Origin of the sequence: Burkholderia sp. Ac-20379, from assembly GCF_017104645.1 — a bacterium.
Lineage (GTDB): Bacteria > Pseudomonadota > Gammaproteobacteria > Burkholderiales > Burkholderiaceae > Burkholderia.
The window spans coordinates 1-15996 of record NZ_JAAGPF010000169.1 but is presented as its reverse complement, the minus strand read 5'-3'; the positions used below and the strand labels follow the sequence as shown (position 1 = coordinate 15996).

Annotated in this window: 17 protein-coding genes; 2 read left to right on the top strand and 15 right to left on the bottom strand. The window is 69.7% G+C overall.

What is annotated here, in order from left to right:
• The 11 genes from G3N92_RS20560 to G3N92_RS20510 all read right to left on the bottom strand — a co-directional run.
• On the bottom strand, positions 1–1440 hold a 1440-nt coding region (locus tag G3N92_RS20560; protein WP_206129421.1), incomplete at its 3' end, for a methylmalonyl-CoA mutase family protein.
• Entirely contained in the window at positions 1437–2276 is an 840-nt protein-coding gene (locus G3N92_RS20555) for a Pnap_2097 family protein (RefSeq protein ID WP_206129420.1), read from the bottom strand. The genes G3N92_RS20560 and G3N92_RS20555, both read right to left, overlap by 4 nt.
• Positions 2277–2293: 17 nt before the next feature.
• Positions 2294–3595, bottom strand: a complete 1302-nt coding sequence (locus tag G3N92_RS20550; RefSeq protein ID WP_206129419.1) for an MSMEG_0569 family flavin-dependent oxidoreductase — start codon at positions 3593–3595, stop codon at positions 2294–2296.
• 79 nt (positions 3596–3674) lie between these two features.
• A complete protein-coding gene (locus G3N92_RS20545; protein WP_206129418.1) occupies positions 3675–3959 on the bottom strand; it encodes an MSMEG_0570 family nitrogen starvation response protein in 285 nt (94 codons plus the stop codon).
• 2 nt (positions 3960–3961) lie between these two features.
• The gene (locus G3N92_RS20540) at positions 3962–5203 is read right to left on the bottom strand and encodes an MSMEG_0565 family glycosyltransferase (RefSeq protein WP_206129417.1); all 1242 of its coding nucleotides are present in this window, start codon (positions 5201–5203) and stop codon (positions 3962–3964) included.
• Complete coding sequence (locus tag G3N92_RS20535) at positions 5200–6186, bottom strand: sll0787 family AIR synthase-like protein (RefSeq protein WP_206129416.1); 987 nt, start codon at positions 6184–6186, stop codon at positions 5200–5202. Before G3N92_RS20535 ends, G3N92_RS20540 begins: the two co-directional genes overlap by 4 nt.
• Positions 6183–6743, bottom strand: a complete 561-nt coding sequence (locus tag G3N92_RS20530; RefSeq protein ID WP_206129415.1) for an MSMEG_0567/Sll0786 family nitrogen starvation N-acetyltransferase — start codon at positions 6741–6743, stop codon at positions 6183–6185. Before G3N92_RS20530 ends, G3N92_RS20535 begins: the two co-directional genes overlap by 4 nt.
• A 1-nt stretch (position 6744) precedes the next feature.
• On the bottom strand, positions 6745–7857 hold the full coding sequence (locus G3N92_RS20525) for an MSMEG_0568 family radical SAM protein (RefSeq protein ID WP_206129414.1): 1113 nt from the start codon (positions 7855–7857) through the stop codon (positions 6745–6747).
• Positions 7808–8836 carry a Nit6803 family nitrilase gene (locus tag G3N92_RS20520; protein WP_206129413.1) on the bottom strand — a complete coding sequence of 343 codons (1029 nt, stop codon included), beginning with the start codon at positions 8834–8836 and terminating at the stop codon, positions 7808–7810. Before G3N92_RS20520 ends, G3N92_RS20525 begins: the two co-directional genes overlap by 50 nt.
• 19 nt (positions 8837–8855) lie before the next feature.
• A complete protein-coding gene (locus G3N92_RS20515; RefSeq protein WP_206129412.1) occupies positions 8856–9338 on the bottom strand; it encodes an MSMEG_0572/Sll0783 family nitrogen starvation response protein in 483 nt (160 codons plus the stop codon).
• 115 nt (positions 9339–9453) lie between these two features.
• Positions 9454–9708, bottom strand: coding sequence for a hypothetical protein (locus G3N92_RS20510; RefSeq protein WP_206129411.1), 255 nt, complete (start codon positions 9706–9708; stop codon positions 9454–9456).
• A 1-nt stretch (position 9709) separates the two neighbouring features.
• On the opposite strand from G3N92_RS20510, the gene G3N92_RS20505 reads away from it, so the two are divergent.
• Entirely contained in the window at positions 9710–11101 is a 1392-nt protein-coding gene (locus G3N92_RS20505) for a PLP-dependent aminotransferase family protein (protein WP_206129410.1), read from the top strand.
• Between the two features lie 76 nt (positions 11102–11177).
• On the opposite strand, the gene cyoD is transcribed toward G3N92_RS20505, so the two are convergent.
• From cyoD to cyoA, 4 genes are read right to left on the bottom strand one after another with little or no spacing between them, the layout of a single operon-like run.
• Positions 11178–11567: a cytochrome o ubiquinol oxidase subunit IV gene (cyoD, locus tag G3N92_RS20500; protein WP_206129409.1), complete on the bottom strand. Its 390-nt coding sequence runs from the start codon at positions 11565–11567 to the stop codon at positions 11178–11180.
• A complete protein-coding gene (gene cyoC, locus G3N92_RS20495; protein WP_206129408.1) occupies positions 11564–12166 on the bottom strand; it encodes a cytochrome o ubiquinol oxidase subunit III in 603 nt (200 codons plus the stop codon). Before cyoC ends, cyoD begins: the two co-directional genes overlap by 4 nt.
• Positions 12166–14172, bottom strand: coding sequence for a cytochrome o ubiquinol oxidase subunit I (gene cyoB / locus G3N92_RS20490; RefSeq protein ID WP_206129407.1), 2007 nt, complete (start codon positions 14170–14172; stop codon positions 12166–12168). Before cyoB ends, cyoC begins: the two co-directional genes overlap by 1 nt.
• Positions 14173–14177: 5 nt before the next feature.
• On the bottom strand, positions 14178–15122 hold the full coding sequence (gene cyoA, locus G3N92_RS20485) for a ubiquinol oxidase subunit II (protein WP_241014917.1): 945 nt from the start codon (positions 15120–15122) through the stop codon (positions 14178–14180).
• Positions 15123–15388: 266 nt separating this feature from the next.
• On the opposite strand from cyoA, the gene G3N92_RS20480 reads away from it, so the two are divergent.
• Positions 15389–15996: GntR family transcriptional regulator (locus tag G3N92_RS20480; RefSeq protein WP_206129405.1), on the top strand; the 608-nt coding region annotated here is incomplete at its 3' end.

Sequence of the window (15996 nt, the reverse complement as noted above, 5' to 3'; positions counted from 1 at the left end):
CGGATCGCGCTGTGCGCGCGTGCGTTCGAGCCGCGCGCGCTGCATGGCGCGCACATGGCGGCCGTCGATTTCGCGGCACCCGGGCGGCGGCCCGGCATCGTCGGCAACAAAACGGTTCACGCCCACAACCGTCTGCGCGCCCGCGTCGATGCGCGCCTGCACGGCCTCCGCGCCCGCGCGAACGCGCCGCCGCACCCAGCCCGATTCGATCGCCGCCAGCATGCCGCCCTGCGCGTCGATCTCGCCGAGGATCTCGCGCACGCGCGCGGCGATGCCGGCCGTCAGCGATTCCATCAGATACGAGCCGGCCCACGGATCGGCCGTGTCGCACAGCCCCATCTCGTGCTGCAGGATGTGCTGCGTGTTGCGCGCCAGCCGCGCCGCGCCCGCCGACGGCAGCGCCAGCGCCTCGTCGTAGGCGTTGGTATGCAGCGATTGCGTGCCGCCGAACACGGCCGCCATCGCCGCCACGGTCACGCGCACGATGTTGTGGTCGGGCTCGCGCGCCGTCAGCGAGAAGCCCGAGGTCTGGCAATGCGTGCGCAGCGCGCGGGCGCGGGGCGAGCGCGCGCCGCAGGCGGCGGCCAGCTCGGCCCACAGCAGGCGCGCGGCGCGCAGCTTGGCGATCTCGGTGTAGAAATCGGTGCCCACGCCGAAGAAGAAGCTGAGCCGCGCGCACACCGCATCGGCGTCCAGCCCGGCCGCCGCGAGCCGCTCGACGTAGGTGCGCGCGTTGGCCAGCGTCAGCGCCAGTTCGAGCACCGGATCCGCGCCCGCTTCCTGGAAGTGATAGCCCGACACGGACAGCGCGTTGAAGCGCGGCACGTGCTCGGCCAGATGCGACACCACGTCGGCCACGATCCGCAGCGACGGCTCGGGCGCGTGAATCCACGTATGGCGGACCGGATATTCCTTGAGGATGTCGTTCTGGATCGTGCCCGTCAGTTGCGCGGGCGGCACGCCGCGCTCGCCGGCGGCCACGATGAACGCGGCCAGCACCGGCAGCACCGCGCCGTTCATCGTCATCGACACCGAAACGCGCTCGAGCGGGATGCCGTCGAACAGGCGCAGCATGTCGTCGGCGCTGTCGATCGCCACGCCGGCCAGCCCGACGTCGGCCGCCGCCTCGGGATGATCGGAATCGTAGCCGCGCTGGGTCGGCAGATCGAACGCGACCGACAAGCCGCCGGCCTGCCCGGCCACGGCCGCGCGAAACGCGAGGTTGGTTTCCGCGGCGTCGGCGTGGCCGGTGTACTGGCGGATCGTCCAGGGCCGCGCGGTGTACATGCCCGGATGCGGGCCGCGCACGAACGGCAGCTCGCCGGGCAATGCGTTGCCGTCGAGATGCGCGAGGCCGTCGAGATCGGCGCGCGTGTAGACCGCCTTCAGCGGCACGTCGCGCACGCGCGGGGCGGGCTGGCGCGGGTCGTCGTCGTTCATCGGGATTCCCAACATTTTTCGGTGATCACGTCGGCGATCTTCATGCCGTCGGCGCCGCGCACCACTTCGCTCCAGTGGCGCAGCCGCGTCGCGTCGAGCCGCTCGATGCGCGCGCGCACCGTCAGCGTGTCGCCCACGTCGAGGTTGCCGTGGAAATGCAGCGACCGCGACACCAGCGCGGGCGGCGTCGCGAAGCGGTGCCGCTGCCATTCGGCGCGATCGACGAACGCCTGGAAGCTCGCGAAATAGAGCAGATCCGCGCCGTTGAAATCGTTGTTCGGGCACGGCAGGAATTCGGTGCAGGCGAGCGGCTCGAACCTGGCCCGCTCGTCGCGCGCCCAGGCCGGCCAGGCTGCCGGATCGCCGTCGCGCAGGCCGCGCCCGCGCGCGACGAGTTCGGCCAGCGCCTCGGGCGCCGCCACGGTGGCGCCGGCCAGCCCGCCGATCCGCGCCCGCGCCACCGAACGGTTGTGGGCCGCCTCGCGCGTGACGAACGTCGACAGCATCCGCACCGAACCGAGCACCGCGCCGTCGCGCACGATGCGCTGCTCGCTTGCATGACGCACGGCCCCCACGCGGCGCAGGTCGAGATGGAGCTCGAAGCGGTCGTGCTCGTCGATCGCGCCCGGCGGCGGCAGGTTCACGCCCACCGCCACGAACGCCGCATAGGCGGGCCGCCCGCGCTCGTCGGTGAAATCGGGGGCGTCGTGCCCCGCGTGCGCGGCCAGCGCCTCCCAATGGCGGTGGCCGCATTCCTTGAGCAGCCAGTTCTCGGCCAGCCCGGTGAAGCCCAGGTGCGGCATGCCGGCCCGGTAGCGATGGACGGTCGTCGGCATCGTGTCGCGCCCGCGCCTCAGGCCGCCGCGTGTTCGGCCAGCGCCTCGGCGCCGGCCGTCGCGCGGATCCGCTCGACCAGGTATTCGGCGTCGCGCGCCACGCCCGAGAAGCGGCCCGAGCCCCAGGTATGCAGCCACGGCAGCCCGACGAAATACAGGCCCGGCACGCCGGTCACGCCGCGCTCGTGGGTGGGATAGCCGCGCCCGTTGAACACCGGCACGTCGATCCAGCCAAAATCGGGTGTGAAGCCGATGCACCAGACGATCGACGCGATGCCGCTGCCGTCCAGCGCGAGCGAGGCGCGCTCGGCGGCCGGGCGCCACACGGGTGCGTAGCGCTGGCCGGCCGGCGCGTCGATGCCCTGCTTGGCGATGAACGCGTCGATGCTGGCGTTGATGTTGTTGTAGGTGTCGTCGGCGCTGTCGAGGCAGGCGGCCAGATCGGTGGCGAAGCGCAACTCGCCGTCGCGGCAATCGTCGAGGCGGCCGTACAGTTCCATGCCTTCGGCGGCGAAGCGGCGCAGGTCGATGTCGCGCCCGCCGTCGCGGCCCGTCACGTAGTGATTGGTGTTGTCGCGCACGCCCTCGCGCAGCGGATGCTGCCCGACCGGCATCTCGTAGTAGCGCATGTCGGCGAGCCAATCCACCACGTCGCGGCCGCGATAGAAGCGCGCGCAGCGCGGCGCGTCGCCCACCGCCAGCGTCACGCGGCGGCCGGCCAGATGCAGATCCTCGGCGATCTGCGCGCCCGATTGCCCCGAGCCCACCACCAGCACGCCGCCTTCGGGCAGCGCCGCCGCGTTGCGATACGCGGACGACTGAATCTGCACGATGCCGGCCGGCAGCCGCTCGGCCATGCGCGGCACGATCGGCGTGTGATAGCCGCCCGAGGCCACCACCACCTGATCGGCCGTGAACGCGCCGCGCGAGGTGACCACGCCGTAGCGGCCGTCCGCGCCGCGCGTCACGCGCTGCACGGCCGTGTGTTCGAGCACCGGCGCATCGACGGCGGCGATGAAGCCGTCGAGGTAATCGACGATCTGATCCTTGGTCATGAAGCCGTGCGGATCGTCGCCGCGATACGGATACCCCGGCAGCGCGCATTGCCAGTTCGGCGTGACGAGACAGAACGCGTCCCAGCGCTGGCGGCGCCAGGTGTGCGTGACCGTCTCCTTCTCGAACACGAGATGCGCGATGCCGGCCGCCTTCAGGTAGTAGCTGACGGACAGGCCGGCCTGCCCGCCGCCGACGACGAGCACGGGATAGTGCGGGATCTCGCCCGAGGGCGAGGCGGACTGGGCAATCGAAGCGTTCGACATGATGGGATTCCTGAATGAAAACGGGCGCGGGAGGCCGGCAGGCGCGCCGGCGCGGTCGTTCATGGGCGTGGGTGCAGGCTCATTCGAGCGCGAGCACGGTGACGGCGGCGTCGGGCGCCGCGCCGAAGCGCTCGGCCAGCGATTCGATGCGCGCGAGCTCGTCCATCGCGGCCGAGCAGGCGAAGCCGAACTTGGCGCGCACGCGCTCGGACGCAATGCCGAGCGATTCGCGCGAGCGCGCCACGAAATCGTCGAGCGCGTAGCGCTGCCCCGGCGTGAAGTAATCGGCCACCACGGTGGACGGCGAATAGCAGCGGGTTTCGCTGTCGTCGGGCCAGCGGACCCGGAAGTGCATGACGGGCATGATCAGGATTCCTGTTCGGTCGTGAGGGGAACGGCTGACGCGGCGGCGCGCGCGTCGAGCCATTCGCGGTAGATCGCCGCGTGCGCGGCGGCGCTCGCGGCCCAACTGAAGCGCGCGAGCAGCGCCGGCACGGCTTCGCGAAAATCGGGCGCGCGGCGGCCGTCGAGCGCGTCGTGCAGCGCCTGCGCGATCGAATCGATTGAACCGGGATCGGCCCAGATCGCCGTGCGCGCGTCGAGATGCTCGGTGAACGGCGCGATGCGCGACACCGCCACCGGCTTGCCGCAGGCCAGCGCTTCGAGCACCACCAGCCCGAAGCCTTCGCGCAGCGACACCATCGACACCGCGTCGGCCGCATGCAGCAGCGCGACAAGCGCGGCGTCGTCGAGCGGGCCGGTGATCACCACCGCGCCGCCTGGGCCGACCGGCAACCCCAGTTCGGCCGCGCGAGCGAGAAAATCGCGCGTGTAGGCATCGTGATCGAGCAGGCTCGCGCCGCCGGCGATCGCGAGTTGCGCGTGCGGCTTCGCGCGCCGCAGTTGCGCGAACGCATCGAGTAGCGCGTGCGTGTTCTTGCGCGCCTCGATGCCGCCGATCGCGAGCACCGTCGCGCCGTTCGCCTGCAGGCCGAAGCGTTGCCGCACCGCTTCGATGGCGTCGGCCGACGCCTGCGCGAAGCGTTCGAGATCGACGCCGTTGGCCACCTGACGCGCGGCCACGCCGTGTTCGTCCCGCATGCGCGAGGCCCAGTCCGCGCTCACGCACAGCACGCGGTCGGCATCGCGCCAGGCGCGGCGCTGCCACGCAGCGAGGCGCGGGTTCGCGAACGTGTCGAGGTGATGCACGGTACGCACGAAGCCGGCAATTGCGCCTTCGGCCTTCCACTCCGCCAGCGCGTTGCCGCTGATGCTGTCCTGCGCGTGGAGCACGTCGAAGCGGGCCCGCACGGCGCGGTCGAAAGCCCCGCGAATCGCGGCGATGCGCGTCTCGACCATGCCGACGGTGTCGCGCGGCGCGGCCCCGGTGCGCGCGAGCACGACGCGGTAGCCGTCCAGATCGAAGCAGTCACCCAACGCGCCGCCGCCGTCGCGAAACAGCCGCTCGCCGGGCGCGGCCGGCGCCACCACCGTCACGTCGTGCCCGGCCCGGCCGAGCGAGCGCGCCAGTTCCAGCGTGTGCACCACCCCGCCGCGCGGGTTGACCGAGTGCGTGAACAGCGCGATTCGCAGCGGCGCGGCGTTCATCGCGCGGCTCCCGGCGCGGCGCCGATGAACGGCGTTTCGCGCAAATCCCACAGCCGCGCGGCCTCGCCGCCTTCGGTCAGCACCACCTCGCGCGTCGCGTCCACCGTGCCGACCGCCGCGCAGGCCAGCCCGCGCGCCGCGAAGCGCGCGATCACGGCATCGGCCTGCGCCGCGCGCACCGACATCAGGAATCCGAAGCTCGGAAACGCGCCAAGCCAGCGGTCGACATCCACGCCATCCGGGCGCGGAATCGCATCGAGATCGATGCGCGCGCCCACCTGCGACGCTTCGAGCAGCATCAGCGCGGTGCCGATCGCGCCGGCCATGCTGATGTCCTTGGCCGCGTCGCACAGGCCGTCCTCGGCCAGCGCGGGCAGCAGCTCGAGATCGGCGCGCAGCCGCTGCGGCGGCGCACCCACCGAGGCGTTCCAGAACGGATACGGATCCTCGAAGCGGCCGCGCAGATCCACGGCCATCAGCAGCCGGTCGCCCGGCCGTGCCGCGAAGCTCGACAGCAGCCGGCGGGCGCGCCCGAGGATCGCCACGGCCAGTTGCGCGCCGCCGGCCCGCGCATTGCTGTGGCCGCCGACGATCGGCACGCCGTAGGCGGCCGAGGCCGCCGCCATGCCGTCGAGCACCGCGCGCGCGGCATCGAGGCCGTCGCTCCACAACGCGTCCACCACGGCGATCGGCCGGCCGCCCATCGCGTAGATGTCGCTGATGTTGACCATCACGCCGCTGTAACCGGCGAACCACGGCATCGCCTCGACGAAATCGGCCACCAGGCCCTCGATCGCGAACAGCAGGTAGCCCTCGCCGTCGGCGATCGCGGCGCAGTCGTCGCCCACGGCCACGGCTTGCGCCAAATCGGCCGCGCCGTTCGGCAATGCGCGCGCAAGCGCGCCCACCACGCCGGCGATGTCCGTCTTGTGCGCGAAGCCGCGGCTCGCGCGCAGCGTTTCGATTCGTTGCGCGAGACTCATCGTCCGCCTCCGGCCGGCAGCACGAAGCCGGTGTACGGCGTGACGCACGGCGGATAGTGCGCGAGATCGGCCAGCATCCGGTGATGCAGGCGGCCGTGCAGCATCTCCTCGCCGAGCGAATCCCAATGCAGGCGGCGGAACAGCGGCACGTTCTGCGCCTGCACGTGTGCGTGAAATTCGCGGCAGCCGAGCGCGTGGGCGCTGCGCACCGCGAGCAGGATCAGCGTGGAGCCGATCCGGCCGTGCGTGCGGAACGCCGCGTGCACCGCGAGCCGCGAGCCGAGCCACACGCCCGGCGCGGTTTCGTGGATCCGCACCGTGCCCACCACCTGATCGGGCAGCCCGGCGCAGCCGCTGACGGCCACCAGCAATTGCGCGCGCGCATCGATCTCGTCGCGGTCGTCGCCGACGAACACGCCCTGCTCGACGCAGAACACCGCGCGACGCAACCGGTAGGCTTCCTGAACTTCCCACGGCAGCGCGGCCCACTTGATCCGGAATTCGGCGGGCCGGTAGGCGAGCGCCGCGCCGCTGTCCCACATCGCTTCGCAATCCATGTCAGGCCTCGTAGGTGGACAGCGACGAGCACGCGCCGCACTTGCCGCAACCGGCCTTGATGTCGGCCGAACGCAGCCCCGCGTCGCGCAGCATCGCGCCGAGCGGCGCGAGCACCGAGCGCATGAAATCGGGCGTGGGCGCGGGATGGCTTTCGAGCGGCGTGCCGCTGATCGGCACGAACGGCACCACGAACGGATAGACGCCGCGCGCGACCAGATCGGCCGACATCGCGAGGATCGCCTCGGGCGTGTCGCCGAGCCCGGCCAGGATGTAGGTGCTGACCTGCCCGCGCCCGAACACGGCCACCGCCGCATCGAACGCGTCGAGGTAGCGCGCGATCGGCACGCTGGCCTTGCCCGGCATGATCCGCTCGCGCACCGCCGGCGTGACCGCCTCCAGGTGCATGCCGAGCGTGTCGATGCCGCTCGCCTTCATGCGCGCGAACCAGGCGTCGTCGTCGGGCGGCTCGCACTGGCCCTGGATCGGCAGATCGACGGCCGCCTTGATCGCGAACGCGCTGTCGCACAGCAGGCTCGCGCCGCGGTCGCTGGTGGCCGGCGTGCCGGTGGTCAGCACCATGTGCTTGACGCCGTCGAGCAGCACCGCCGCGCGCGCCACCTCGGCCAGTTGCTCGGGCGTCTTGCGCGCGATGGTGCGGCCCGCCGCGAGCGACTGGCCGATCGAGCAGAACTGGCACATCTTGCGGCGGCTTTCGTAGCGGATGCAGGTTTGCAGCACCGTGGTGGCGAGCACGTCCGCGCCGTGCAGCGTGGCGATCTGCGAATACGGCACGCCGTCGAGCGTCTGCAGCGCGTAGAAGCGCGGGTTGGCCGGGAAGCGGATCTCGGCGATCGGGATCGCGCCGCGCGTCAGCGTGCTCGCGCCCAGCGCGTCGGGCGCGCCGGCCACGAACGGCGAATCCCACGCGGTGCTGGTGTGCACCGGCACCATCACGGTCACGCCGTCCACCGTGACGGCCTTGTGGTCGGACGGCCCCGCGCCGCCGCGGCGGCTCGCGGCGCCCGCCTTCGGATCGACGAGCCGCAGCCCGACCGACTGCAGTTCAGTGATCAGTTGCCGGCTCTGCGCCGACGGCTTCGCGATGGCGTTCATCGATCGCTCCTTCGAAAGCGGGGAATGGGGAAGCGACGGCGCCCGGCGCCATCGGTGCGACCGGCACGGCGGGCCGGTCGTTGATCGCAAGGCTCAGCAATTCGGGGCGCGCGTAGTGGCCTACCGAATCCATCATCCGCTTGCGCTTGGTGATCAGCGCCATGTCGAGATCGGCGATCACCAGGCCTTCGCCCTCGCGCAGCGGCGGGGCCAGGTGCTGCCCCTCGGGCGAGACGATCGCCGTGTGGCAGCCGCCGCGCAGCGCCTTCTGCAACTGCGGATCGGGCGTGATCGATTCGATCTGCGCCTCGGTCAGCCAGCCGGTGGCGTTGACGACGAAACACCCCGATTCGAGCGCGTGATGCCGGATCGTCACGTCCATCTGCTCGGCGAAGATCGGGCCGACCAGCGAGCCGGGAAACTGCGCGCAATGGATTTCCTCGTGCTGCGTCATCAGCGCATAGCGCGCGAGCGGGTTGTAGTGCTCCCAGCAGGCCAGCGCGCCCACCCGGCCAACGGCCGTGTGCGCGACCTTGAGGCCGGCGGCGTCGCCCTGCCCCCAGATCATCCGCTCGTGATACGTGGGCGTGAGCTTGCGGCGCTTGACGAGCAGTTGCCCGTCCGCGTCGAACACGAGCTGGGTGTTGTAGAGGCTGCCGTGATCGCGCTCGTTGACGCCGAGCACCACCACCATGCGATGCAGCCGCGCGCGCTCGGCCACCGCCTGCGTGACCGGCCCCGGCACCGCCACGGCATCCTCGTAGAGCCGCATGTGATCGGCGCCCGCCGCCACCGGCGGCCTGACGAACGAGAAGTACGGGTAATACGGCACGAACGTTTCCGGGAACACGATCAACTGCACGCCCTCGCGGGCGGCATCGTCGATCGTGCTGCAAACCTTCTCGAGCGTTCCGGCGGCCCGTTCCAGATCGGGCGAGATCTGGGCGGCGGCGGCGCGAACGATGCGCTTGTGGCTCATGGCGAACTCCGCGCGGCCGTCAGACGGTCCAGGTGTGGATGATCAGTGCGTCTTCCTTGCGATGCAGCAGCTGGATGTCGAGCACGTCGAGCGGATTGATCGGGCGGATGCCTTCGATCAGCGAGGCTTCGCCGTGGCCGTACAGCGCCTGCAACGCGAAACGGCACGCGTACACCTTGCCGCCTTCCTCCATGAACTTCACGAGCTGCTTGTTGAAGTTCAGATGGCCGGGGAACGCTTCGTCGCCGAGCGTGGGGAAGCCGCGTTGCAGGCCGAGCGTCACGCCGGGGCCGTACAGCAGCACCGAGGTTTCGAAACCCTTGCGTTGCAGGCGCGTGGCCTGCAGCAGGTTCACGAAACCGATCGAGCCCTCGAACGCCACGGTATGGAACGTGACGAGCGCCTTCTCGCCCGGCTCCGCCTTGACGTCCTCGAATACCTTTTCCTCGTAGTCGACCAGTACGTCGCCCTTCTGGTGCAGCGGGTGATTGACGGCAGGCATCGTGTTCTCCAAATATCGGTGAGTGATCGGAAACGCCGGGGCAGGCTTGCCCGGGCACCGTTCCTCACGCATGGGCCATGCCGTGCCGGCGCGCGGCGATGCGATCACTGTCCAATCATCGAGAACGCGGCACTTCGAAACGGTGGGCGATTCGCCGTGCCAGCCGCGCCGGCAACGCATTCAGGGCGCGCCGCGGCCGCGCATCGCGCACCGCGCTGGCGCAGCGCCGTGCGCGCCGGCTGTGCGCCCATGCATCAAAACGATACGTCGCGCGATCAATGCAATCGCTTTTCGATTCGGTATCCGATCGATTTTTTTTCGCGCCGATTCGCGTGTTAACGTGAATTGCATCGACGCCCGGAAACATCACGATGGATCACTCGCTCGCCCACTGGTCGAAGCGGCTCGCCGAGAGCCGCAAGCCGGCCTACCTGCTGATTCCCGACCTGATCGAGGAGGACGTGGCGGTCGGCCGGCTCAAGCCGCGCGACCGCATGCCGGGCCTGCGCGAGCTGGCCGACGCGCTGCAACTGAACTACACGACGGTGGCGCGCGCCTATGCCGAGGCGCGCAAGCGCGGGTTGATCGACAGCCGCGCGGGCAGCGGCACGTTCGTGCGCGGGCCGACGCAAACCCTGCCGCTGTCGGGCGGCAGCAGCGTGGAGATGTCGATGAACATGCCGCCCGAGCCGCCCGCGATGGCAGCGCGCCTGACCGATTCGGCCGCCGCGCTGCACGCCGCCGCCGATCCATACCAGTTGCTGCGCTATCAGGATTTCGGCGGCGCGCCGGCCGATCGCGCGGCCGGCCGCGCGTGGCTCGGGCGGCGGCTGCCGGGCTGCAACGGCGAGGCCGTGCTGGTGTGCCCCGGCATTCACAGCGCGCTGGTGGCGCTGGTGTCGCTGCTGGCGCGGCCCGGCGACACGCTCGCGCTCGACGTGCTCGCCTACCCCGGCATCAAGGCGATCGCCTCGCAGCTCGGCGTGCGCCTGCAGGCGCTGCCGCGCGACGAGGACGGCCCGCTGCCGCACGCATTCGAATCGCTGTGCAAGACCCACAAGCCCGCCGCGTTCTACTGCAACCCCACGCTGCAGAACCCGAGCACGCTGACGATTCCGTTCCGCCGTCGCGAAGCGCTGGCCGACGTGGCGCTGCGCTACAACGTGCCGATCGTCGAGGACGACGCCTACGCGATGCTGCCCCAGAACGCGCCGCCGCCGCTCGCGCTGCTCGCGCCCGAGCTGACCTACTACGTGACGGGGATGTCGAAGAATTTCGGCGCCGGGCTGCGGATCGCCTACCTGCTCGCGCCGTCGGCGCGGCAGGCGCAGCGCATCGCCGGCGCGCTGCGCGCCACCACCGTGATGCCGAGCCCGTACACGATGCTGCTGGCCACGCAGTGGGTCAACGACGGCACCGCCGCGGCGATGCTCGACGCGATCCGCGCCGAGGGCCGCACGCGCCTCGCGATCGCCGCGCAGGTGCTGCACGACTGGCCGTTCGACGCGCATCCGGACGGTTTTCACCTGTGGCTGCCGATCCCGCCCGACTGCCACCGCTCCGCGCCCGATCTCGCGCAGCAACTGCGCAACCGCGGCGTGGCGGCCGTGGCCGGCGCGGCGTTCTCCACCGACGGCAATCCGCCCAACGCGCTGCGGCTCTGCCTCGGCGGCCCGCAAACGCCCGACGATTGCCGCGAGGCGCTGCGGCTGGTGGCCGACGCGCTCGGCGATCCGCACCATCTGGCGGCGCCGGCGATCTGAAGGCGCCCCAACGAAAACGGCGCACCGCCCCGTGAGGAGCAGTGCGCCGTTTTTCGCAGGTCGCCGGGCGGGCGCGTCAGTCTTTCGCGAGCGCGCGTTCGATCGAGATGTGGGTCGGCATCATGTTGACGTTGGCGTTGTGGATCACCCACAGCGACAGGCCGACGATCACGGCGATCAGGAACCCCGTGCAGATGAAGATGCCGGTGTTGGCGCGCTGGCTGCGCGCCGTGCCGATGTGCAGGAAGTAGAACAGCTGCACGATCAGTTGCGCGACGCAGGCGATCGTGATCGCGGCCAGGCCGTACTGGCGCGGCACGATATGCGTCATCACCACGCCGAACGACACGAAGGTCAGCAGTACCGACAACACCATGCCGATGCCATAGCCCTTCAGCGAGCCGTGCGCGGCGTCGTGGCCGTCATGGGCGGCGTGACCGGTATGCGAATGCAGGCTGGGCTTCATACGAACTCCCGAAGATAGACAAAGGTGAACACGCAGATCCAGACCAGATCCAGGAAGTGCCAGAACATGCTGAGGCAGGCCAGGCGGCGCTGCACCATGCCGTTCAGGCCGAACTTCCAGACCTGATGCATCATCACCGCGATCCAGATCAGGCCGCAGGTCACGTGCAGCCCGTGGGTGCCGACCAGGCCGAAATACGCGGACAGGAACGCGCTGGTTTGCGGGCCGGCGCCGTCGGCCACCAGCTTCGCGAACTCGTGCACTTCCATGCCGATGAAGCCCGCGCCGAACACGAACGTGATCGCCAGCCACGCGATCACCGGGCCGCGCCGGCCGCCCTTCATCGCCAGCATCGCGAGGCCGAACGTGAAGCTGCTGACCAGCAGCAGCATGGTTTCGCCGAGCACGTAGTCGAGCTCGAACAGGCTCTGCCCCGTGGGGCCGCCGGCCGTGGCGTTGGCGAGCACCCCGAACGTCGCGAACAGCGTCGCGAAGATCAGGCAGTCGCTCATCAGGTAGATCCAGAAGCCGATGGCGGTCTTGCTGCCGTCGTCGTGGTGGCCATCGTCGTGGCCGTGGTCAAGCGTATGGGCGCGCATCAGGCCACCTCGGTTTCATTGAGCGGCACGGGGGCGTGACGCTTCAGTTGCGCGAAACGCGCGTTCTCGATCCGCTCGACTTCGGCGGCCGTCACGTAGTAATCCGTATCGGTGTCGTAGCTGCGCGCGAGGAACGTGCCGACCATGCCGATCAGGCCCAGCACCACGAACGGCCACATGTGCCACACGAACGCGAAGCCGAACACGGCGCTGAACGCGGCGATGATCACGCCCGCGCCGGTATTGCGCGGCATGTGAATATCTTCGTACTGCTTCGGTTGCCGATACGCGCGGCCCGATTGCTTGTCGTCCCAGTGCTGCTCCACCGAGGTGATGGTCGGCACGATCGCGAAGTTGTAGAACGGCGCGGGCGACGAGGTCGACCATTCGAGGCTGCGGCCGTCCCACGGGTCGCCCGTCGCGTCGCGCAGCGCGTCGCGGCGGCGGATGCTCACGGTGATCTGCACCAGCATCGCCAGGATGCCGAGGCCGACGAACACCGCGCCCACCAGCGCGATCACGAGCCACGGGTGCCATGACGGCACGGAATAGTGGTTCATGCGGCGCGTCATGCCCTCGAAGCCGAGCACGTAGAGCGGCGTGAACGCGAGCCAATAACCGATCAGCCAGCACCAGAACGACACCTTGCCCCAGAACTCGTCGAGCGTGAAGCCGAACACCTTCGGGAACCAGAAGCTCACGCCGGCCAGGCAGCCGAACACCACGCCGCCGATGATCACGTTATGGAAGTGCGCCACCAGGAACAGGCTGTTGTGCAGCACGAAATCCGCGCCCGGCACGGCGAGCAGCACGCCCGTCATGCCGCCCACGGCGAACGTGATCATGAAGCCGATCGTCCACAGCGTCGCGCTGTGATAGCGGATGCGGCCGCGGTACATCGTGAACAGCCAGTTGAACAGCTTCACGCCGGTCGGGATCGAGATGATGGTCGTCATGATCCCGAAGAACGCGTTGACGTTCGCGCCCGAGCCCATCGTGAAGAAGTGGTGCAGCCACACGAAGAACGACAGCACGCCGATCGAGGCCGTGGCGTACACCATCGACTTGTAGCCGAACAGCGGCTTGCCCGAGAACGTCGCGATGATCTCCGAGAACGCGCCGAACGCCGGCAGGATCAGGATGTACACCTCGGGGTGGCCCCAGACCCAGATCAGGTTGATGTACATCATCGCGTTGCCGCCGAGCTCGTTCGTGAAGAAGTGCATGCCGAGATAGCGGTCGGCCGTCAGCAGCGCGAGCGTGCCCGTCAGCACCGGGAACACGGCGACGATCAGGATGTTGGTGATCAGCGCGGTCCACACGAACACCGGCATCTGCATGAGCTTCTGCGTCGGCGCGCGCATGCGCAGGATCGTCACGATGAAGTTGATGCCGGTGAGCGTGGTGCCGAGGCCCGAGATTTGCAACGACCAGATGTAGTAATCCACCCCGACGGTTGGGCTGTAGCCCAGCTCCGAGAGCGGCGGATACGCCACCCAGCCGGTGGCCGCGAAATCGCCGACGAACATCGAGATCATCACCAGCCCCGCGCCCACCACCGCGAACCAGAAGCTCAGCGAGTTCAGGAACGGATAGGCCACGTCGCGCGCGCCGATCTGCAGCGGCACCACCACGTTCATCAGGCCGATGATCAGCGGCGTCGCCACGAAGAAGATCATGATCACGCCGTGCGCCGTGAAGATCTGGTCGTAGTGGTGCGGCGGCAGGTAGCCGGCCGCGTCGTTGTTCGCGATGGCTTGCTGCGCGCGCATCATGATCGCGTCCGCGAAGCCGCGCAGCAGCATCACGATCGCCATCGCGATATACATCACGCCGATCTTCTTGTGATCGACCGAGGTGAACCATTCGCGCCACAAGTACGTCCACTTGCCCGCGTAGGTGATCGCGCCGAGCAGCGCCGCGCCGAGCACGAGCACCACCGCGAGCGTGCCCATGATGATGGGTTCGTGCCAGGGTATGGCATCGAGAGTGAGCTTTCCAAACATGATGATTACCGGGTAGCCAGAAGGGGCGAGCTCGCGCCGCCGGGAGAAAGGGAAATCGAGGCCGCGTCGGCCGACTTGACGGTGGCCGCCACCACGCCCGGCGCCGCCGCCGTGCAGCTCGGGTTCGCCGAGCCGGCACGCATCGCGGTGGCGACGATGTTGTCGAACAGGTCGGGCACCACGCTCGCGTACAGCGTCGGGGCGTTCTTCTCGCTCGGTTGCGCGAGCCGCGCGTAGGCGGCGGCGTCGAGCGAGACGGCCGACTGGCGGGCGCGCGCCACCCAGGCGTCGAACTCGCCGCGGCTGGTCGCGTGGGTCTTGAAGTGCATGTCCGAGAAGCCGGGGCCGCTGAACGCCGCCGACTGGCCCAGATACGTGCCGGCTTCGTCGGCGATCAGGTGCAGGCGCGTCTGCATGCTCGGCATCGCGTACACCTGCGTGCCGAGCTGCGGGATGAAGAACGAATTCATCAGCGATTCGGCCGTCAGCCGGAAATCGACCGGCGTGCCCACCGGCACCGCCAGTTCGTTGACCGACGCAACGCCGTAGTCGGGATAGATGAACAGCCACTTCCAGTTCAGCGCGACCACGTCCACGCGCACCGGCTTCTCGCGCGATTCGATCGGCTTGTAGGGATCGAGGCTCAGCGTCGTGCGCCAGATCAGCACGCCGAGCACGACCACGATCACGCACGGGATGGTCCACACCACCACTTCGATCGCGGTGGAATGCGACCAGCGCGGCGCGTAGGTGGCGCTGCGGTTCGAGGCGCGGTAGCGCCACGCGAACCACAGCGTGAGCGCGATCACCGGGATCACGACCAGCAGCATCAGGCCCAGCGCGATCAGGATCAGGTGCTTCTCCTGCACGCCGATGTCGCCTTTCGGGTTCATCAGCACGCTGCTGCAGCCGCCGAGCAGCAGCAGTGCGGCGGCCGGCAGCGTGCGCATGGCGGCGGCCAGCGGGGCGGCGTGGGAGGACGGGGATTGCGGTGGCCCGGATTCGACACCGGGCGGGGTTCGGGAAGATGGAGTGCGCATGGATTGTCCGTGTTGGCGTGACGCGCAAACCCGTCCATCCGCATCGATGCCCGTTCGTGCCGGCCCCCGGAACGCGCGGCCGGCGTGGCCGTGCATACAAGACACATCATGTATGGATTTACGCGCTTCGATGTCGGATGGTAGAGTAAGACATCACACGGACATACCGCGACAGAATGCCGCAAAATCTTTCAGAACCCTCACATGTATGGCAAGACGCGCTGGCCGACGGCCAGGGGCCGCGCTATCTGCAGATCGTCGCGTTCATCGAGCGCGCGATCGCCGACGGCCGCTTGCAGCCGGGCGACCGCGTGCCGCCGCAACGGCAGATCGCCGCGCTGCTCGGCGTGGACCTGACCACCGTCACGCGCGGCTTCAACGAGGCGCGCAGCCGCCATCTGCTCGACTCGCGCGGCCCGCTCGGCACGTTCGTGGCCGCGCCGAAGGTGGAGCTGGCGCAGCGCGTGGATCTGAGCATGAACATTCCGCCGCCGCCGGCGGGCGTCGATCTGGAGATGCTGCTGCGGCGCGGCATGTCGCAGGTGCTGATGCGCAGCGACATCGACCTGCTGATGACCTATCACCTCGGCGGCGGCAGCGAGGCCGACCGCGACACCGCCGTCGGCTGGCTGCGGCCGATGCTCGGCGAGGTGCCGCGCGCGCGGGTGGTGGTCAGCCCCGGCGCGCAGGCCACGCTGGCCGCACTGATCCTCGCGATGACCGCGCCCGGCGATGCGGTGGCCTGCGAGCCGCTCGTCTACCCGGGGCTGCCGCTGGCGGCCGG